Genomic DNA, 20,657 nt, shown 5'->3' with positions numbered 1-20,657 from the left:
GTTGTTGTGTAGTAGTTGTCTGTAACCCAATGAAAAACCGAAACTTTTCTTATTTATATTATAAAACAAAAAGAGGCGCGCAAGCACCTCTTTAAGATATGTATTATTTTCTAATACCTAATTCTTTAATAATCTCACGATATCTGTTGATATCTTTTTTCTTCAAGTAGTCTAGAAGACTTCTTCTTTTACCTACTAAAAGAACTAACGAACGCTCAGTGTTGTAATCGTGACGATTTTTTTTCAAGTGCTCAGTTAAGTGAGAGATTCTAAATGTGAACAATGCGATTTGCCCTTCAGCAGATCCAGTGTTTTCAGCTTTTCCTCCGTGTTTAGCGAAGATTTCAGCTTTTGTTTCTTTACTTAAATACATTCCAATATTATATTAAATGATTATTATGTATGAAAAAGGATTTTCCTAATTCGTGTGCAAAGATAAAATTAAATTTTAAAAATCCAATCTTTTAAATTCCAAATCCCAAAAAATAATCTCCCAGCATCTAACATCCAACATCTAGCATCCAACTTTTAAAAAAGCTTTGCCACTTCAGTATTCACAAATTCTAAAAAACGTTCGTCTTTTTCTGTAAATGGGTCAATCACATGACTATCAATGTCTATTTGTCCAATATTGATTCCGTTTACAAACAACGGCACTACAATTTCAGACTTAACTGTAAAGCTACAAGCAATATAATTATCTTGAGCTGCAACATCTGGAACTACAAAATTGGCATTCGATTCTGCTACTTGACCACATATTCCTTTTCCGAATGGAATTACAGTATGATCTGTTTCGGCACCAACATAAGGTCCAAGATGTAAAGTTTTGTTTTCGTGATTGGCAAAGTAAAATCCAACCCAATTATAATAATCAACATTATCTGATAAAAATTGGCAAAGATTTTTAAGTTTTTCATCTCTATCAGCATTTTCACTTGACAGAATGCTAATCACTTCTGGTTTTAATTCATCAAATTTCATATTCTATTTTTTTTGCAAAAGTAACCAATGCAATTTCTTACTTTTACCTAAAATTTGTTAAAAATTATATTTTGAAAGAATACATTATTCAGTTTAAACCATTTTTAGTTTTCTTAACTAAGTTTTTGCTCTCCTATTTGGTGTTAACGCTTCTGTATCAAAGTTATTTAAATCAATTTGATCAAAAGAATTTTGAGGTAGATAAAATTACACAAATTGTCGCTAATCAATCTCAAATGTTGCTTTCAGTTTTTGATGATAACTCCTATACTATGCCCAATTTGAAAGAAGCAAGTGTAAAACTTTTTTATCATGATAAATGGGTTGCAAGAATCATCGAAGGTTGTAATGCTGTGAGTGTTGTGATTTTATTTATAAGTTTTGTAATTGCATTTACTGGAAGATTAAAGCAAACTTTAGTTTTTATATTAATAGGAACAATAATGATTCACTTGTTTAATGTGTTGCGAATTACATTACTTTGTATGGCAATATTTCATTTTCCGGAGTATGAGCATATTTTGCATGGTGTAATCTTTCCACTATTTATTTACGGAATTGTTTTTTTACTTTGGGTGATTTGGGTTAATAAATATTCTTCTTATGCTACAAAATCTATTAAAAAATAAGCTGAAGTTGTCGGCTGTTTTGTTTTTGATTATTCTTCTAATTGCCATTAGAGCATTTGAAGACACAATTTTTTATGATCCATTTTTAGATTATTTTAAATTGAATTATAATAATCTACCATTGCCTAAAATTGATGTAATAAAATTATTTTTTAGTTTAGGATTTAGATTTTATTTAAACTCCATTATTTCCTTGGGATTACTTCGGTTGATTTTTAATGATGCAAAAATCATTAAGTTTTCCATTTTTCTGTATTCTATTTTGGGAATCATTTTAATGGTGAGTTTCTTTTTTGTTCTATTAAAATTTGGAGAAACTAATAAAATGAATCTTTTTTACATTAGAAGATTTATTATTCAACCAATTTTTATAATGCTCTTTATTCCAGCTTTTTATTATCAGAAAAAAATGAAGTAGTTGTAATTTTTTGTACCTTTATGTAGGTAAATAATAAACAATGAAAGTAATAAAACATTCTGGAGATGTCGTTGATTTTGAACCTGATAAACTTAAAAAATCTTTATTAAAATCAGGCGCAGATTCTTCGATTGTTAATGGTATTTTAAACGAAATAAAAGGCCAGATTTATGATGGGATTCCAACCAAACAAATCTATAAAATGGCTTTTGGATTGCTTAAGAAAGCATCTAATTCTCATGCAGCTCAGTATAATTTAAGACCTGCAATACAAATGCTTGGTCCAGCTGGATTTTTCTTTGAAAAGTATGTTGCTAGACTTTTTGCATTTGAGGATTATAAAACCATTACAAATCAAACTCTTCAAGGAAAATGTGTTTCCCATGAAATAGATGTTATTGTTAAAAAAAATGATGAATTCAGCATGATTGAATGTAAGTTTCATGCTGGAAGGGATGCGATTTCTGATGTAAAAGTTCCAATGTATATTCTGTCTAGATTTAACGATTTGAAAGATAGAAAACATTCTATTTTTACAAATAATGATAAAATTTCAAAATGTTGGCTAGTTACCAACAATAGATTTAGCGCAGATGCAATTACTTTCGGAAATTGTTCGGGGATAAACATGTTGAGTTGGGATTTCCCCAAAAATGATAATTTACGATCAAAAATCGATAACAAAAAACTATATCCTATAACTTGTTTGACAACTCTTTCATTGGTAGAAAAAGACAAGTTGTTGATTTTGGGGATTATTTTGGCAATAGATTTAATTAATAATTCTGAGAGTTTAGAGCGAATAGGATTAAGTTCTAATAGAATAAAAAATGTTTTAAAAGAAGTCACAGAATTATGTAAATATTTATAATTATGAAAGTAACATTCTTAGGTGGTGCTGGAACTGTAACAGGTTCTAAAACATTAATAGAAAGCAATGGAGTTAGAGTTTTAGTGGATTGTGGTCAATTTCAAGGAATAAAACCATTGCGAGAACTCAATTGGGAACCACTTCCTATTTTGCCATCAACAATAGATTTTGTTTTGCTGACCCACGGCCATCTAGACCATTGTGGCTGGTTGCCAAGATTGGTTAATCAAGGATTTAAAGGTAAAATTTATTGTACGAGTCCAACTAAAGATATCACAAAATTAATTTTATTAGACAGTGCTAAAATTCAAGAGGAAGATGCAAATAGAGCTAATGAAGGTAAATATTCAAAACACGAAATTGCTGAACCTTTATATAATATTGATGATGCAGAAAGTGTTTTTCCATATTTTAGAATTATAAAAGAAAATGAAACGATTAGTTTAGATGCTGAAATTTCTGCTGTTTTTACTAATGCAGGACATATCCTTGGTGCTTGCTCTATTACTTTAGTTTTAGAAGGCAAAACCTTAGTTTTTTCTGGAGATATTGGTCGTGATGATGATGTATTAATGTATGCACCAACTAAACCAAAAAAAGCAGATTATATTTTTTTAGAGAGTACTTATGGAAATAGAATTCATCCAGAAGAAGATGTAAAGTCACTACTCGAAGCATATATAAATAATACATATTCTAAAGGAGGAACAGTAATAATTCCGAGTTTTGCTGTAGAACGTGCTCAAACTATTATGTACTTACTTTGGCAATTAAAAGAGGAAGATAGAATTCCAAATATTCCCTATATTATTGATACTCCAATGGGAATTAGCGTTTTGGATGTTTTTGAAAACAATAAAAAGTGGCACAAACTATCTGATGAAGATTGTGTTGCAATGTGTAAAATGTTTTTTATGAACTCGGATTATCAAGAAACAATAAACATGATTTATGATAAACAACCAAAAGTTGTTATCGCTGCAAGTGGAATGATAACAGGAGGAAGAGTTTTAAGTTATTTAGAACGATACATTAGTTTAATAGAAACAACAATAATTATTGTTGGATATCAAGCAGAAGGAACGCGTGGAAGAAAATTATTAGATGGAGCTACTGATATAAAAATTCGAGGAAAATATTATGATGTAAAAGCAAATATTGTTGAAATTGAAGGTTTGTCAGCTCATGCCGATCAACAAGGTTTATTGAATTGGCTTTCAGAATTGCATAGTAAACCAGCAAAAGTGTTTTTAGTTCATGGAGAAAATCAGCCAGCAGATGAACTTAGAATTAAAATTAAGGAGCGATTTGACTTTAATTGTTCTATTCCATTAATGGGACAAGAGTTTGAATTGTAAACTTTTAACAAACTTTTACAGATAATTACCTACTATTGATTAACTTTGCACCATGCAAATAAAGAAGCACATAGCGTTACTTTTAGCTTTCTTCCTGTTAATTTCCAATTCAGGATTGGCTTTTAATGTGCATTATTGTGGCGAGAAAATAGCGGCAATATCTTCAGTGTTTTCTGATGAGGAAGTTTGCGAGATGCCTGTAATAGAGGAAAAATCTTGTTGTGCAAAAAAAGAAGTTACAGGCAAAAAGTGTTGCTCAGACAAAGAATTAAATCTAAAAGACAACTCTGAAAAATTTGCATTTAAATCAATTTCTTTTGATTTTGATATCTTTTTGTATACAACTTCTTTCAAACAAATTTATTTTGAGTCAGTTGAAAGTAGTATAAAATCTCAATATCTTACTTATTACTGTGATGCAAATGCGCCGCCATTGTATCAACTCTATTGTCAATACACTTTTTACGCTTGATTTAATCTGAATTCAGTTCAGATTCTCGACCTCTTTGAGAATCAAATAGAATTTATATTAATCATTTTCAGTGTCTAAAGATGCTGAAATAAATTCAGCATAAAATGAAAAAAATAACAATATTCCTAATGTTGTTTGTTTTTACTGCTACATTTTCACAAGAAAAATTAGATGAAGTAAAAATTGATATCAAGCAAAAAGGAATAAAAAAATCGCTTACAAAAACAGCCAATACTTCTGTAGTTACAAGTAAAGAATTGCTTAAAGCAGCTTGTTGTAATTTGGCAGAAAGCTTTGAAACAAATCCATCAATTGATGTGAATTTTTCTGATGCTTTGACAGGAACCAAACAAATAAAAATGTTAGGTTTAACTTCACCATATTTAATGATTACAGAGGAAAACATTCCTTCAGTAAGAGGTGCTTCTCAGGCATATGGTTTATCATTTACGCCAGGAACTTGGGTTGATAATATCCAAATTACAAAAGGTGCCGGAAGTGTTGTCAACGGATACGAAAGTATTACGGGTCAAATAAATACTGAATTGTTGAAGCCACTTAAAGACATTCCGTTTTTTTTGAATGTATATGGTTCAACCGATTCTCGTTATGAAGTAAACACACATTTTAATAAAAAAATTTCCGACAAATGGGCAACAAGTTTGTTCGTTCACGGAAATGCACGTGTTACTAAAAACGATATGAACGATGATCATTTTCTTGATAATCCAATTGGGAAGCAAGTAAACTTTACAAATCGTTGGCAATATTCTAATCCAGAAACAGGTTGGGTTTCATTTTTTAATATAAAATTTATGAAAGATGAAAAACAAACCGGAGAATATGACTTTGATCCAAAGTTTGATAAGCTAACAACCAATCATTGGGGTTCTGAAATCAATACTGAACGACTTGATTTTACATCCAAAATCGGGTATGTTTTTAAAGATATGCCTTATCAAAGTATTGGTTTTCAAAACGCTTTCAGTAGCCATAATCAAGATTCATATTTTGGGTTGAATCAGTATAATATCAAACAACAAAGTTATTATTCGAATTTAATTTTTAATTCCATCATTAATAATACAATGCATAAATTTTCTACAGGATTGAATTTTACCTATGATAAATATGCCGAATTTGTAAACCTAATTGATGTTAGTAGAATTGATAATTCTGTTGGTGCTTTTTTTGAATATAATTTTGACAATCTCAATAAATTAAGTTACACACTTGGTGGTCGATTGGATTATCACAATAGGTTAGGAGTGTTCTTTACGCCAAGATTGCATGTGAAATATAATCCTTGGGAAAAATCAGTTTTCAGATTTTCTGCAGGAAGAGGGAAAAGAGCAGCAAATATTTATGCCGAAAATCAACAATTGTTTGGAAGTTCAAGAGTTTTTTCAACACTAGATTCAAATGGGAAAATATACGGATTGAATCCAGAAATTGCTTGGAATTACGGAATAAGCTTTACTCAAAATTTCACGTTATTTGGTAAAAGTGCCGACATGACTTTAGATTTTTACAGAACCGATTTTCAAAATCAAGCTATAGTTGATGTGATGCAAAGTCCACAACAAGTATTATTCTATAATTTAAAAGGTTCTTCTTATGCTAATAGTCTACAAATTGATTTTAATTATGAGATTATTAGAAATTTCAATTTAAGAACAGCTTATAAATATTATGATATAGCAACAGATTATTTATCTGGAACTTTTCAGAGACCTTTACAAGCTAAACATCGTTTATTCGGAAACATTGAATATGAAACAAATATAAGTGATCAAGGTCAACAATGGCGATTTGATGCAACTATTAACTGGCTTGGTAAACAACAATTGCCAACAACAATTACCAATCCTATTAACGATAGATTACCAGAATTCTCTCCTTCTTTTTCAACTTTAAATATTCAGGTTACAGTCCAACAATCAAGAACGTTTGAAATGTATTTTGGTGGAGAAAATATTGGAAATTATAGACAAACCAATGCAATTATAGGAGAGCATAATCCTTTTGGAGCAAATTTTGATACTTCAATAGTATATGCTCCAATTTTTGGACAAATGTTTTACGCAGGATTAAGATTTAAAATAAAATAATTATTAAAAATATTAAAATATGAAAAATATATTAATGGGAATGATGCTACTTTTTGTAACACTTTCAACACAGGCGCAAGAAAAAAAAAATAAAAATGCCAAATTCGAAATTGCGGTAGGAGGCAATTGCGAAATGTGCAAAAAAAGAATTGAGAAAGCCGCTTTTTCTGTAAAAGGAGTTAAAAGCGCCGATTATCATTTAGATGACAATACATTACATTTAATAATTAATGAAGAGAAATGTTCAATTTTAGATGTTAAAAAAGCCATTGCTAATGTTGGTCATGATACTGATGAAGTAAAAGCTACGGATGAAGTATATGAAAATCTTCATGAGTGTTGTAAATATGAAAGAAAATAGTTCAAATAAAACTCTCTAAGAAATTAGAGAGTTTTTATTTTGGATTTTTTAGAATTTATAAAATAGTGAGGATATATGTTATATTTAAGTCAAAAAAGCGAATAAGATTGCCTTATAAATAAATAATCGTTACTTTCACGTGCTCAAATTAAATTAACTTATTTATCACATTTATGAATGATTTTGATTGGAAACAACTACTTAACCCAGAATTTTATATTCTATTAGAATTTGGTGGAATAAAAATTGGACTTTACGTTGTTTTATTTATAGTATTTGCCGAAACCGGACTATTAGCAGGATTCTTTTTGCCTGGAGACAGTTTACTTTTCTTATGTGGAATTTACAGTCAGTTATTGATGAAAGATTTCTCAACAGGAAATGATTTTCTAGATGTTTCTTTTTTAGCGGCTTTAGTTTCAGTAATGGGAATTGTAGGAAATATGGTAGGTTATTGGTTTGGAAAGAAAAGCGGAAGTTACTTGTTTAAAAGAGAAGATAGTTTCTTTTTTAAGAAAAAATATTTGTTTCAATCAAAAGATTTTTTTGATAAGTACGGAACAAAAGCAATTGTTTTTGCAAGATTTTTACCAGTTGTAAGAACGTTTGCTCCTGTAGTAGCTGGAATTGTAGAAATGGAAAAAAAGAAGTTCATGTTTTACAATATTTTAGGTTCACTGCTTTGGTCGTTCACAATGATTTTTGCAGGTCATTATTTGTATGAATTGTTCTTATCACAGTTTAATATTGACTTAAAACATTACATAGAATATATTGTAATTGGAATAGTTTTAGTAACAACAATTCCAGTCTTAATGAAATTTTTGAAAAAGAGAAATTAAATTTATCAAATAAAAAAATCCGTCAAGTTCTTCAACAAGACGGATTTTTTATTTTTATTACTTCGTACTTCGTATTTTGTGCTTCGTACTTATAAATTACATCATTCCTGGCATTCCTCCACCCATTGGCATTCCACCACCAGCGTTTTCTTCTTTGATGTCTATTAATGCGCATTCAGTAGTAAGAATCATTCCAGCAACAGAAGCAGCGTTTTCAAGAGCTACACGAGTTACTTTTTTAGGATCAATAATTCCAGCTTTTAGCATGTCTACGTATTCGTCAGTTTTAGCATTATAACCAAAATCACCTTTTCCTTCAGAAACTTTTGCTACTACTACAGAACCTTCAAGTCCAGCATTTTCAACAATAGTTCTTAATGGCGATTCAACAGCACGGAAAACAATTTGAATTCCAGTAGCTTCATCAGCATTATCCGCTTTAATTGATGCTAAAGATGTTTTTGCTCTTAATAAAGCAACACCACCACCAGCAACAATTCCTTCTTCTACAGCAGCACGTGTTGCGTGTAATGCATCGTCAACTCTATCTTTTTTCTCTTTCATTTCAACTTCAGAAGCAGCACCGACATAAAGAACAGCAACTCCTCCAGCTAATTTAGCCAAACGTTCTTGCAGTTTTTCTCTATCATAATCAGAAGTTGTAGTTTCCATCTGACCTTTGATTTGATTTACTCTATTTTTGATTAAATCTGCATTTCCAGCACCATTCACAATAGTTGTATTGTCTTTATCAATTGCAATTTTTTCGGCTGTTCCTAGCATTTCTAATGTTACATTTTCAAGTGTGTAACCACTTTCTTCTGCAATTACAGTTCCACCAGTTAAGATTGCGATGTCTTCCAACATTGCTTTTCTTCTATCACCAAAACCTGGAGCTTTTACAGCTGCGATTTTTAAGGCACCGCGCAATTTGTTTACAACCAAAGTTGATAAAGCTTCTCCATCAACATCTTCAGCAATAATTAATAATGGTTTTCCAGATTGAGCTACTGGTTCTAATACAGGAAGTAATTCTTTAAGAGAAGATACTTTTTTATCGTACAAAAGAATGTAAGGATTTTCTAATTCTACATTCATTTTCTCTGGATTGGTAACAAAATAAGGAGATAAATAACCTCTGTCAAATTGCATTCCTTCTACAACATCAACATAAGTCTCTGTTCCTTTTGCTTCTTCAACAGTGATTACACCTTCTTTTCCAACTTTTCCAAAAGCTGTAGCGATTAAATCACCAATAACTTCATCATTATTAGCAGAAATAGAGGCAACTTGTTTTATTTTTTCAGAAGAAGAACCAACTTCTTGTGCTTGTTTTCCTAAATCAGCAACAATTGCTTCAACTGCTTTATCAATTCCTCTTTTTAAATCCATTGGATTTGCTCCAGCAGCAACGTTTTTCAATCCTTCTTTTACAATTGCTTGTGCTAAAACGGTTGCAGTTGTTGTTCCGTCTCCAGCTAAATCGTTAGTTTTTGAAGCTACTTCTTTAACCATTTGAGCGCCCATATTTTCTAAAGGGTCTTTTAACTCAACTTCTTTTGCTACAGAAACACCATCTTTAGTTACTGTTGGTCCACCAAATGATTTTGAAATAATTACATTTCTTCCTTTTGGTCCAAGTGTTACTTTTACTGCATTTGCTAGTGCATCAACACCACGTTTTAAACCGTCACGTGCTTCAATATCGAATTTTATATCTTTTGCCATTTTATTTTATTTTTTAAAAACTTAATACTTTGTATTTCTAACTTCGTACCTCTTACTTTTAAATTATTGCAAGAATATCATCTTCTCTCATGATTAGATAATCTTTTCCATCAAGTTTTAAATCGGTTCCTGCGTATTTGCCGTAAAGAACTGTGTCACCAACTTTTACAGTCATTGGCTCGTCTTTTTTTCCGTTTCCAACTGCAACAACAGTTCCTTTTTGAGGTTTTTCTTTAGCAGTATCAGGAATAATGATTCCAGAAGCTGTCTGTGTTTCGGCAGCTGCTGGTTCCACGATTACGCGGTCTGAAAGCGGTTTAATGTTTAATGCCATAATTCGTATATTTTGTATTAATTAAAATTTTAAGATTGCTATTTTATAGTCAGAAATTGTGCCATTGGTTAAAAACTGACAATTTTTCAGCGAAGGTAATGAAAGTTGACAGATTGTAAGATGATTTTATTGTGGTTTAATCTTGATAATTTAATTATATGAAAAATGTAAATAATGAACTTTACTAAAGTTTTTGCAAAAAAAAAAATCCCGACTTCGTTTTTGGTACGAGACGGGATTTTTTTATAATACTATATTTCTTATTTTTTTACTGGAGTTGCAGGTGTAGCTTCAGGTTTTGTAGCAGTTGTAGTAGTGCTAGCGGCTGGAGTTTCTGCTTTGTCAGTTTTAGGAGCTTCTGTTTGAGGTGGAGCTGGTTCAATTAAACTTTTGTTATCGCTTAAAGTTCCTGTAAAACTTAAACTAGATAATAAAACTAATGTGATTAATGATCCTGCTAATACCCATGTACTTTTGTCTAAAAAGTCTGTTGTTTTTTGTACACCACCTAATTGTTGTGAACCTCCAATAGCTGAAGATAAACCACCACCTTTAGGGTTTTGTACCATGATTACTATGATTAATAAGAAACAAACGATTGTTATTAATACTAAAAAAATTGAAAATGTGCTCATTGCTTAACTATTATTGTTTTGTTGTAAATTCTTAATATCCGAAATTCGGTCTGCAAAGAAACTACTTTTTTCTGGATATTTCAAAATTAATATTTCATATGCTTGAATTGCTTTCTGATATTTTTTTTGCTCTAAGTAAACTTTTGCCAAAGTTTCGGTCATTAAATAGGATTTATCCTCTGTAACAGGTATTGCTATTACTGAATTACTTTCTTTATTTACAGGTGGTATTTTCGGATTTGATTCAATAAATTTATCTATCATTTCCAATTTTTTCTTCCTAACAATTTCTGCTTCTGTTGGTGTTTCTTTTCTTTCAATTGGTTTCAATCTTGAAAGTTGTAACCATTCTTGAAACGAATGTTTTTCTTCTTTTGTGAATTCTAAAGGTTTTCCTATTTCTAATTTTTCTTTAATACTTTCCTCATCAGGAGATGCTTTAGCAATAGATGATAATATTGATTGCTCTAAAGAATTTACAGATTCAGCTGTGCTTGAATATTCAACAATTTCACTGCCAACTACATCAATATTTAATAATTCGGCAACTTTTTGATCATATAAACCGTTTTGAACCGTTACAAAATTGTCTGATGTTATAAAATCAAACAGAATAGATCTATCTGTAGTAAATGCTGCTGCTACCTTTAATGCATAATTATATTTAAAACTGTCTTGATTGTACAAATGTTTTAATCTCAAAACTCGAGCACTTTGAAAATAAGGAAATTCCTCAATAATTTTTTCCAAAGCAATATTGTGTCGCTCATTAATGGCGTCGGGTTTATTGATTAAGTAGGTGTAGTCAGTTAAGTTCAATTTTGTCGGTTTTCAAGTTATGTTTTCAGTCTTCAGTTTGTGATTGTAAATTTATAAATTTAACTTCTAACTGTTACTGGATACTGCTAACTATAATTTTACCATTTAGCAAGAGATTCATTAAAAATGTCTTGTGTAATTCTGGTGAAGATTTCATCTAATAGAGTGTTTAATCTTGCGCCTGTTGGGTTTTCTGAGGCATCAAAATCAACAAAGAAAGAAAAAGTCTTTTCAAAATTATCAGCTTCTTTGTTTTTATTTACAAATCTAACATTAACCGTAAGGGAAAGTCTACTTTGAGCTGCTTTTTGATCAGCAGTAGCTGTCATTGGGGTAATATTATATTGTGTAATTTCACCTTCATAAAGTAAATCACCACCAGTATTAGTTAGGTTTAAGTTAGTTTGGTTTTGTAATATTTCTTGTAATTTGATAGTAAAAGTTCTTTCAATTCCTGGCTCGATTAATGGAGCATTATTCTGAAAATAGTTTACTTGAACAGTTTTTGCATCAATTGGCCCAGTACCAGTGAAATTGTAGGGTCCACAACTATTTAAAGTTAGTGCAACAAGAAGGAATACTATGTATTTTAGTTTACTCATCAGAATTTAAAAAGCCAAAGATATATTTTTTTATTTCAATAATTGTTAATCCTTTTATAATGAATTACAAATCATACTGTTTGATTTTTCTATATAAAGTTCGTTCAGAAATTCCCAATTCATCTGCAGCTGCTTTTCTTTTTCCTTTATTTTTTTCTAAAGACTTTTTGATGAGCTCGATTTCTTTTTGTTCCAATTTCAAAATTTCTTCTTCTTCAACAGTTTCTGCAAATAAATAGTTGTTGTCATCTTCGTCATCTTCAAATTCTTCTTGCTCAACTTCTTCTGCTTTTGGAATTATTGTATTTCTTGGTTGATCTTCAAAAAACGTTTCTTCATCAGATTTTCCATATACTTTCTGAATCAAATTTGGATTGATGTCTTGCACTTTTGCACCATTTTTCATCAATTCTAAAGTCAATTTTTTCAAATCATTCAAATCACTTTTCATATCAAAAAGCACTTTGTACAAAATATCTCTTTCGGTAGAAAAATCATTTTCAGCTTTTTTTCCACCAATAACACTCGGTAATTGACTTCCTTCTTGAGGTAAATAAGACATCAAGGTTTGCAGCGAAATATCTCTTTTGGTTTCTAAAACCGATATTTGTTCAGCTGAATTACGCAACTGACGAATATTGCCACCCCAACGATAATTTAGTAAATATTTTACAGCATCATCATCTAGTTTTATGGCTGGCATTTTGTATTTGTGCGCAAAATCGGAAGCAAATTTTCTAAACAATAAATGAATATCATCTTTTCGTTCACGCAATGGTGGAAGTCCAATTTCAACAGTGCTCAAACGATAATATAAATCTTCACGAAATTTTCCTTTTTCGATGGCGTCAAACATATTTACATTCGTCGCAGCTACAATTCGAACATTCGTTTTTTGAACTTGTGATGAACCAACTTTTATAAATTCGCCATTTTCTAGGACACGTAGTAAACGAACTTGAGTGGTTAAAGGTAATTCACCAACTTCATCAAGGAAAATGGTTCCGCCATCAGCAACTTCAAAATAACCTTCACGCGTTCCTGTTGCACCAGTAAACGATCCTTTTTCGTGTCCAAAAAGTTCACTATCAATAGTTCCTTCTGGGATCGCTCCACAGTTTACAGCGATGTATTTTCCATGTTTTCTATGTGAAAGTGAATGGATTATCTTTGGAATACTTTCTTTTCCAACGCCACTTTCTCCAACTACCAACACCGAAATATCAGTAGGAGCAACCTGAATCGCTTTTTCTACCGCACGATTGAGCTTTGGATCATTTCCAATAATTTCAAATCGTTGTTTTATAGATTGTACTGTTTCCATTTATGCTGAATTTATTTCAGTATCTTTTGTTTTTAATTCATTTCACTATAACCAACCGCTTCACCAATCAACGTTCCACTAGTGCAATTCGTTATTTTTACATTTACAAAATCGCCTATTTTATAATGCTCTTTCGGAAAAACAACTGTAATACTTTGTGAATTTCTTCCAGATAAATCATTCTCCGATTTTTTTGAGGTTTTTTCAACCAAAACTTCTACCGTTTGACCTAAAAACTCTTGCGTTCTAAAGGCACTGTGAATTCTTTGCAAATCAACTATTTCTTGTAATCTTCTTGCTTTGGTTTCTTCAGGAACATCATCTTCCATTTTTCTTCCAGCCAAAGTTCCAGGACGTTCTGAATACGAATACATGTATCCAAAACTGTATTTTACATAGTCCATTAATGACAAGGTATCTTGATGATCTTCCTCAGTTTCTGTTGGAAAACCAGCAATCATATCTTGTGTAATACAAACATTCGGGATAATTGATTTTATATTGTCTATCAATTTCATGTATTCTTCACGTGTGTGAAGTCGATTCATTTCCTTCAGTATTCTATTACTTCCAGATTGAACAGGTAAATGAATATGCTTACAAATATTTGGATATTTTGCAATTACATGAAGCACTTCTTCATGCATATCCTGTGGATTTGAAGTCGAAAAACGAATGCGCATTTTAGGAAAACCAATAGCTGCCATTTCTAACAACTGTTCAAATTTAACTGCTGTTGCTTGTTGCATTTCGGTTGCTTTATCAAAGTCTTTTTTCAATCCGCCACCATACCAAAGGTAACTGTCCACATTCTGTCCTAAAAGTGTAATTTCTTTATAACCAGTATCCCAAAGTTGCTGAATTTCTGTCATAATACTCTGTGGTTCGCGACTTCTTTCACGACCGCGAGTAAATGGCACAACACAAAACGTACACATATTATCACAACCACGAGTAATCGAAACAAATGCAGAAACGCCATTAGAATTCAATCTCACAGGCGAAATATCACCATACGTTTCTTCTTTAGATAAAATTACATTAATAGCATCGCGACCATCTTCAATTTCGGCAAGTAAATTTGGCAAATCTTTGTAGGCATCCGGACCAACAACCATATCAACAATTTTCTCTTGTTCTAGAAATTGTTCTTTCAATCGTTCTGCCATACAACCCAAAACGCCGACTTTCATTTTCGGATTAATGTCACGTTTTACAGCATTATACTTCTCTAAACGTTTTCTTACCGTTTGTTCGGCTTTGTCACGAATAGAACATGTGTTTACCAAAACCAAATCGGCTTCTTCTAATATTTGAGTAGTATTATATCCTTCATTTGTAAGTATAGAGGCAACAATTTCACTATCAGAAAAATTCATAGCGCAACCATAACTTTCAATATAAAGTTTCTTTGTGTTTTCGGGTTTATTCTCAAGAACTAAACTTTGTCCTTGTACTTTTTCATCAATTTCTTTTTCCATAAAATAATCTTCGATTAAATCGGACTACAAAGATAATACTAAATTACAAAATCTGACAAGATGGCAGATAATGTTTAACATTCTTTTATTAAGGAGCTATTGGTTTGGCATTTTTCAGCTATCCGTATTCCGCATTTCATTGCAATATTTTCATTTGTTGCCTTCGAGTTTGCCACAGGCAACAAATGAAAAGAATATCCATTCCAAATGTGAAACATTCCCTGAGCTTTGTTAAAAATCAAACATTTTGTGAGGTTATCAGGGCTAAATTTAATTCCATTTTAATGCTTGTAATTTTTAAAAATGATTACAAAAACTAAAAATTTAAAAAAAACCTATACTTTTGCCGAACAAACAAAATACATAATGGCAAAGAATTTAGTTATAGTAGAGTCACCAGCAAAAGCAAAAACCATCGAGAAATTTCTTGGTAGCGACTACCAAGTAGAATCAAGTTATGGTCACATTGCCGACTTGCCTTCCAAAGAAATAGGAGTAGATGTCGAAAACGGATTCAAGCCAAAGTACGAAGTTTCAGCTGATAAAAAAGCACTTGTTTCAAAGCTTAGAGGTTTAGCTAAAAATGCCGATATGGTTTGGTTAGCTTCCGATGAGGACCGCGAAGGAGAAGCAATTTCTTGGCATTTATCAGAAGAATTAAAATTAGATAAAAACAAAACTAAAAGAATTGTTTTTCATGAGATTACCAAAAATGCCATTCTAAAAGCTATCGATAATCCAAGAGAAATTGATTATAATTTAGTAAATGCTCAACAAGCTCGTAGAGTTTTAGATAGATTAGTAGGTTACGAATTATCGCCAGTTTTATGGCGTAAAATTAAAGGTGGATTATCTGCAGGTCGTGTGCAATCAGTTTCTGTGAGATTAATTGTAGAACGCGAAAGAGAAATTCAAAATTTCAAACCAGTTGCAAGTTATTCTGTAGTGGCAGAATTTGTTAACGAAGCAGGAAGAGCTTTTAAAGCCAAACTACCAAAGAACTTTAATACAAAAAAAGAAGCCGAAGATTTTTTAAACAAAAACATCGGTTCCAATTATAAAGTAGGCGATTTAGAAACAAAACCTACTAAAAAATCTCCAACAGGACCATTTACAACTTCAACGTTACAACAAGAAGCAGCTCGTAAATTGTATCTTCCAGTTGGAATCACAATGCAATTAGCTCAGCGTTTATACGAAGCTGGATTGATTACTTATATGAGAACGGATTCGGTTAATCTTTCCAAAGAAGCAATGGATGCTGCTCAAGCCGAAATCATAAAATCTTACGGGAAAGAGTTTTCAAAACCGAGAACGTTTACCAATAAGAGTAAAGGAGTACAAGAAGCTCACGAGGCAATTCGTCCAACGGATATGTCGCGTCATACAGTAAATATTGATAGAGATCAAGCGCGTTTGTATGATTTAATTTGGAAAAGAACATTAGCTTCTCAAATGAGTGATGCTGAATTGGAAAGAACCAATGTGAGAATTGAGGCAAATAATCATTCAGAAGTTTTTACAGCTTCTGGAGAAGTAATCAAGTTTGAAGGTTTCTTGAAAGTATATCTTGAAGGAAATGACGAAGATGAAGAAGAACAAGAAGGAATGTTACCTGCAATGAAAGTCAATGAAAAATTGAGTAACAATTACATTACAGCTACAGAACGCTATTCTCGTCCACCAAGTCGTTATACAGAAGCTTCTTTGGTTAAAAAATTGGAAGAATTAGGAATTGGTCGTCCATCAACTTATGCACCAACTATTTCTACAATCATTAACAGAAGTTATGTGGAAAAAGGAACTCTTGAAGGTCAAGAACGAAAATATACACAATTGACATTGCAATCAGGAAAAGTATCGGATGTAATTCTGAAAGAAAATACAGGTTCAGACAAAGGAAAATTAGTTCCAACCGATATCGGAAATATTGTAACAGACTTCTTGGTTAAGAACTTTGAAAAAATATTAGATTACAATTTCACTGCCAAAGTTGAACAAGATTTTGACGAAATTGCAGAAGGAAACATCAATTGGACAACAATGATGCAAGAGTTTTATGATAAATTCCATCCTAATGTAAAAGATGTCGAAGCTAATGCTGATAGAGAAAGTGGTGAAAGAATTTTAGGAAAACATCCAGAATCAGGTAAAACGGTTTTGGTTCGTTTAGGAAAATTTGGTGCTATGGCTCAAATTGGCGATAGCGATGATGAAGATAAGAAATTTGCTAGTTTGCGTCCAGAGCAAAATATCGGAAACATTACTTTGGAAGAAGCATTGAATTTGTTTTTACTTCCAAAAGTATTAGGAACTTATAAAGGTGAAGAAGTTGAAGTAAGTTTAGGTCGTTTTGGGCCGTTTGTCCGTTTCGGAAAAGTGTTTGTTTCACTTCCAAAAGGAGAAGAACCACTTGATGTAGATTTAGAAAGAGCAAAGGTTTTAATTGATGAAAAAACACAAGCTGATGCACCAATAGCTGTTTACAAAGGCGAAGGTGTTCAGAAAGGAACGGGAAGATTTGGACCATTTATCAAATGGAACGGAATTTTTATTAACGTTTCTAAAAAATATAATTTCGATAATTTGTCTCAAGCTGATATTGAGGAATTAATTGAAGATAAACTTCAAAAGAACATAGATAAAGTAATCCACAATTGGGAAGCTGAAGGGATTTTAGTTCAAAAAGCACGTTGGGGAAGAAGTGAAATTACCAAAGGTAAAATCAAAATTGAATTGAGTAAGGATGTTGATGCTTCAAAATTGACTTTAGCTGAAGTTCAAGAAATGATTGCAAAAAAAACACCTGCTAAAAAACCTGTAGCTAAAAAAGCACCAGCCAAAAAAACAACTACCAAAAAGAAATAATAAATGGAATTTGATTTTCTTGCACCTATAGATAATGATTTGATAATTGATATTATGCAATTGTCATCTCAGCATTTGTCTAGTAAAGTTGTGTTTCATACTGAAGCGGAATTTCCAGATATTTCAAAAGTAAATATTGCTATAATTGGTGTTCTTGAAAATCGTGGAAAAGATTCGAAAGAAGTTGATTTATCTAATGTAAGAAGAGAATTATATAGCTTGTTTCCAGGAAATTGGAGTAAAACTATTGCTGATTTAGGTGATATTTTAGCAGGAAATTCTTCTGATGACACTTATTTTGCATTGCAAAAAGTAGTTTCTAAACTTATTAAAAATAAAGTTATTCCTATTGTTATTGGTGGGTCACAAGATTTAACCTATGCAATGTATCGTGGTTATGATGACTTGGAGCAAATGGTAAATTTGGTTTCTATTGATAATAAATTCGATTTAGGAAAACAGGAAACTTTAATAAGCTCAGAGTCTTATTTGTCTAAAATAATTATTGAAGAGCCAAATAATCTTTTCAATTATAGTAACATTGGCTATCAAACCTATTACAACTCTCAAGAAGAAATAGATTTGATGGAGAAATTATTCTTTGATGCTTATCGTTTAGGAGAAGTTTGTAATAATATAGCAATAGCAGAACCAGTTTTTCGTGATGCCGATTTAGTAAGTTTCGATTTAACTTCAGTAAAATCATCTGATTCAGGAAATTTCACCGATTTTCAGCCAAACGGTTTTAATGGTAAAGAAATATGTTCTTTGTCTAGATATGCCGGAATTAGTGATAAAGTTTCTTGTTTGGGTATTTTTAATCACAATGATAGTAAGCAAGAATCAGTTTTGATTGCTCAAATAATTTGGTATTTTATTGAAGGTATACATTATCGTTCTAATGAGTATCCATTTGGAAGCAAAGAAAATTACATAAAATATACAGTACCTTTTGAAGATGAGGATATTGTGTTTTTTAAAAGTGATAAAACTGAGCGTTGGTGGATTGAAATACCATTTTTTGCAAATACTCACAATAAATTAAAAAAGAATACGTTATTACCATGTTCTCACGAAGATTATTTGGCGGCTTGCAACCAAGAGTTTCCCGAGCGTTGGTGGAAAGCACAACGTAAGAGTTTTTTATAAGTGCTTTTGTAAATAAAAATCTTATAAAATCTTATAAACATAAAATTTGTAAGAAAAATTATATAAAAATAACAAAAAAGCGTAAATAAACGCAATTATTTGCATTTTATCGATTATTTTATTTTGTCAATAAATATATATTTGTATTTTTGGTCAAGAAAATAAAATTTTAAGATATAAATAATTGTTTTTTTCAAAAATAATAGATAGGTTTACGCCCTTAAAATAAGAATACATAATTAACCCAAATTAATATGAAGAAGTTCATTGCATTTGCATCTGTTTTAACACTACTAGTTAGCTGTGGTAAGTCTAACGACAAAGGAGAATTAGTAGGAGTAAAAGGAAAAAAATGGCATCCAGAAAAACCATACGGAATGACTTTAGTTCCAGGTGGTGCTTTTATTATGGGTAAATCAGATGATGATTTAGCTAATGTTCAAGATGCTCCAACTAAAACAGTAACTGTTAGGTCATTCTATATGGATGAAACAGAAATTACTAATAGCGAGTACCGTCAATTCGTTGAATGGGTTAAGGACTCAATTATTAGAGTGCGTTTAGCTATTCTTGCTGATGAAGTTGGTCAAAAACCAGGTTCAGGTAAAGGTGGAAAAAATGCAGGTAGCATTGGTGATTTCGCTTTTGCAGATCAAGATCCAGCTAAAATGACTCCATACGATAAGTATATGTATGAGAATTATTATAGTGTAGGAACTACTGATGACCCTTACGCAGGAAGAAGATTGAATAAAAAAGTTAAATTAATTACTGATACAAAAAAATATCCAGACGAATATTATGTAGAGGTAATGGATACAATGTATTTGCCAGTTGCTGAATCATTCAATGGGTTAAGAACAATTGATGTTGATAAATTGAAATTCCACTATTCATGGATGGATATCCAAGCAGCAGCTAAAGCTAAAGTTGGAAAAAGAAGTAAATTCATCAAAACTGAAAATACTAAAGTTTATCCTGATACAACAACTTGGATTAAGGATTTCTCTTACTCATACAATGAGCCAATGCACAACGATTATTTCTGGCACCAAGCTTATGGAGATTATCCAGTAGTTGGAGTTAACTGGAAACAAGCGAAAGCATTTTGTGCTTGGAGAACGTTGAACAAAAACATTTACGTTAAAAAGAAAAAAGGAAGAGATTTGATTAACTCATTCCGTTTACCAACAGAAGCAGAATGGGAATATGCTGCTCGTGGTGGTCTAGAATCAGGAAATTATCCTTGGGGTGGTCCTTACACTAAAAATGATAGAGGATGTTTCATGGCTAACTTTAAACCTAATCGTGGAGATTATGCAGCAGACCAGTCATTATATACTGTAGAAGCTAAATCTTATGAGCCAAATGGATACAATCTTTACAATATGTCAGGAAACGTATCAGAGTGGACAGATTCTTCTTATGATGCATCAGCTTACGAGTATGTTTCAACAATGAATCCAAATGTTCCAGATACTTCAAACAAACGTAAAGTTGTTAGAGGAGGTTCTTGGAAAGATGTTGCTTACTTCTTACAAGTAGGAACAAGAGATTTCGAATATCAAGACACAGCAAGAAGCTACATTGGTTTCAGAACAGTTCAAGATTACATGGGAACTCAAACAACCGGAAACGGAAAGATTAAAAGATAAATTGTATATTAACTAA

Annotated in this window: 20 protein-coding genes; 11 read left to right on the top strand and 9 right to left on the bottom strand. The window is 31.5% G+C overall.

Going from position 1 to position 20,657, the window contains the following annotated elements; all coding sequences use genetic code 11:
- Window positions 1-103: 103 nt before the first annotated feature.
- A complete protein-coding gene (gene rpsO / locus ABD766_RS03650; RefSeq protein ID WP_133533524.1) occupies window positions 104-373 on the bottom strand; it encodes a 30S ribosomal protein S15 in 270 nt (89 codons plus the stop codon).
- Between the two features lie 155 nt (window positions 374-528).
- On the bottom strand, window positions 529-984 hold the full coding sequence (locus ABD766_RS03645) for a GAF domain-containing protein (RefSeq protein ID WP_344815422.1): 456 nt from the start codon (window positions 982-984) through the stop codon (window positions 529-531).
- Between the two features lie 71 nt (window positions 985-1,055).
- Here ABD766_RS03645 and xrtF point away from each other — a divergent pair, with 71 nt between their 5' ends.
- The 8 genes from xrtF to ABD766_RS03605 all read left to right on the top strand — a co-directional run bounded on the left by xrtF (window position 1,056) and on the right by ABD766_RS03605 (window position 8,046).
- Window positions 1,056-1,613, top strand: coding sequence for an exosortase family protein XrtF (gene xrtF, locus ABD766_RS03640; RefSeq protein ID WP_344815421.1), 558 nt, complete (start codon window positions 1,056-1,058; stop codon window positions 1,611-1,613).
- Window positions 1,588-2,031 carry an exosortase F system-associated membrane protein gene (locus ABD766_RS03635; RefSeq protein ID WP_298302395.1) on the top strand — a complete coding sequence of 148 codons (444 nt, stop codon included), beginning with the start codon at window positions 1,588-1,590 and terminating at the stop codon, window positions 2,029-2,031. The genes xrtF and ABD766_RS03635 overlap by 26 nt, the downstream gene beginning before the upstream one ends.
- A gap of 40 nt (window positions 2,032-2,071) precedes the next feature.
- Entirely contained in the window at window positions 2,072-2,902 is an 831-nt protein-coding gene (locus ABD766_RS03630; protein ID WP_344815419.1) for an ATP cone domain-containing protein, read from the top strand.
- Between the two features lie 2 nt (window positions 2,903-2,904).
- On the top strand, window positions 2,905-4,260 hold the full coding sequence (locus tag ABD766_RS03625; protein ID WP_344815418.1) for an MBL fold metallo-hydrolase RNA specificity domain-containing protein: 1,356 nt from the start codon (window positions 2,905-2,907) through the stop codon (window positions 4,258-4,260).
- Between the two features lie 52 nt (window positions 4,261-4,312).
- A complete protein-coding gene (locus ABD766_RS14945; protein ID WP_425556556.1) occupies window positions 4,313-4,732 on the top strand; it encodes an HYC_CC_PP family protein in 420 nt (139 codons plus the stop codon).
- Window positions 4,733-4,860: 128 nt separating this feature from the next.
- On the top strand, window positions 4,861-6,843 hold the full coding sequence (locus tag ABD766_RS03615; RefSeq protein WP_425556567.1) for a TonB-dependent receptor plug domain-containing protein: 1,983 nt from the start codon (window positions 4,861-4,863) through the stop codon (window positions 6,841-6,843).
- Between the two features lie 19 nt (window positions 6,844-6,862).
- Window positions 6,863-7,204 carry a heavy-metal-associated domain-containing protein gene (locus tag ABD766_RS03610; RefSeq protein ID WP_344815416.1) on the top strand — a complete coding sequence of 114 codons (342 nt, stop codon included), beginning with the start codon at window positions 6,863-6,865 and terminating at the stop codon, window positions 7,202-7,204.
- Between the two features lie 173 nt (window positions 7,205-7,377).
- Window positions 7,378-8,046, top strand: a complete 669-nt coding sequence (locus ABD766_RS03605) for a DedA family protein (protein WP_298302409.1) — start codon at window positions 7,378-7,380, stop codon at window positions 8,044-8,046.
- A 96-nt stretch (window positions 8,047-8,142) separates the two neighbouring features.
- On the opposite strand, the gene groL is transcribed toward ABD766_RS03605, so the two are convergent.
- The 7 genes from groL to miaB form a co-directional block, all read right to left on the bottom strand.
- On the bottom strand, window positions 8,143-9,774 hold the full coding sequence (gene groL, locus ABD766_RS03600; protein ID WP_344815415.1) for a chaperonin GroEL: 1,632 nt from the start codon (window positions 9,772-9,774) through the stop codon (window positions 8,143-8,145).
- A gap of 58 nt (window positions 9,775-9,832) precedes the next feature.
- Window positions 9,833-10,108 (bottom strand): co-chaperone GroES, encoded by a 276-nt coding sequence (locus ABD766_RS03595; RefSeq protein ID WP_344815414.1) that lies wholly within the window; start codon window positions 10,106-10,108, stop codon window positions 9,833-9,835.
- A gap of 260 nt (window positions 10,109-10,368) precedes the next feature.
- Complete coding sequence (gene secG, locus ABD766_RS03590) at window positions 10,369-10,743, bottom strand: preprotein translocase subunit SecG (protein WP_344815413.1); 375 nt, start codon at window positions 10,741-10,743, stop codon at window positions 10,369-10,371.
- Window positions 10,744-10,746: 3 nt separating this feature from the next.
- Window positions 10,747-11,562 (bottom strand): tetratricopeptide repeat protein, encoded by an 816-nt coding sequence (locus tag ABD766_RS03585; protein ID WP_344815412.1) that lies wholly within the window; start codon window positions 11,560-11,562, stop codon window positions 10,747-10,749.
- Between the two features lie 98 nt (window positions 11,563-11,660).
- A complete protein-coding gene (locus ABD766_RS03580) occupies window positions 11,661-12,164 on the bottom strand; it encodes an LptE family protein (RefSeq protein WP_344815411.1) in 504 nt (167 codons plus the stop codon).
- A 64-nt stretch (window positions 12,165-12,228) separates the two neighbouring features.
- Window positions 12,229-13,488 carry a sigma-54 interaction domain-containing protein gene (locus ABD766_RS03575; RefSeq protein WP_298302427.1) on the bottom strand — a complete coding sequence of 420 codons (1,260 nt, stop codon included), beginning with the start codon at window positions 13,486-13,488 and terminating at the stop codon, window positions 12,229-12,231.
- A gap of 32 nt (window positions 13,489-13,520) precedes the next feature.
- Window positions 13,521-14,969, bottom strand: coding sequence for a tRNA (N6-isopentenyl adenosine(37)-C2)-methylthiotransferase MiaB (gene miaB, locus ABD766_RS03570; protein ID WP_344815410.1), 1,449 nt, complete (start codon window positions 14,967-14,969; stop codon window positions 13,521-13,523).
- Window positions 14,970-15,335: 366 nt separating this feature from the next.
- Between miaB and topA the strand changes: the two genes are divergently transcribed.
- The 3 genes from topA to porK all read left to right on the top strand — a co-directional run bounded on the left by topA (window position 15,336) and on the right by porK (window position 20,641).
- Window positions 15,336-17,837 carry a type I DNA topoisomerase gene (topA, locus tag ABD766_RS03565; RefSeq protein WP_344815973.1) on the top strand — a complete coding sequence of 834 codons (2,502 nt, stop codon included), beginning with the start codon at window positions 15,336-15,338 and terminating at the stop codon, window positions 17,835-17,837.
- 3 nt (window positions 17,838-17,840) lie between these two features.
- Window positions 17,841-18,986 (top strand): formimidoylglutamase, encoded by a 1,146-nt coding sequence (locus ABD766_RS03560; protein WP_344815409.1) that lies wholly within the window; start codon window positions 17,841-17,843, stop codon window positions 18,984-18,986.
- A 254-nt stretch (window positions 18,987-19,240) separates the two neighbouring features.
- The gene (porK, locus tag ABD766_RS03555; RefSeq protein ID WP_298302436.1) at window positions 19,241-20,641 is read left to right on the top strand and encodes a T9SS ring complex lipoprotein PorK/GldK; all 1,401 of its coding nucleotides are present in this window, start codon (window positions 19,241-19,243) and stop codon (window positions 20,639-20,641) included.
- Window positions 20,642-20,657: the final 16 nt, after the last annotated feature.

The sequence above is a fragment of the Flavobacterium cheonanense genome (assembly GCF_039539185.1).
GTDB lineage: Bacteria > Bacteroidota > Bacteroidia > Flavobacteriales > Flavobacteriaceae > Flavobacterium > Flavobacterium cheonanense.
Note: the sequence above shows the minus strand (reverse complement) of the source record. Positions and strands in the feature narration are given on the sequence as shown.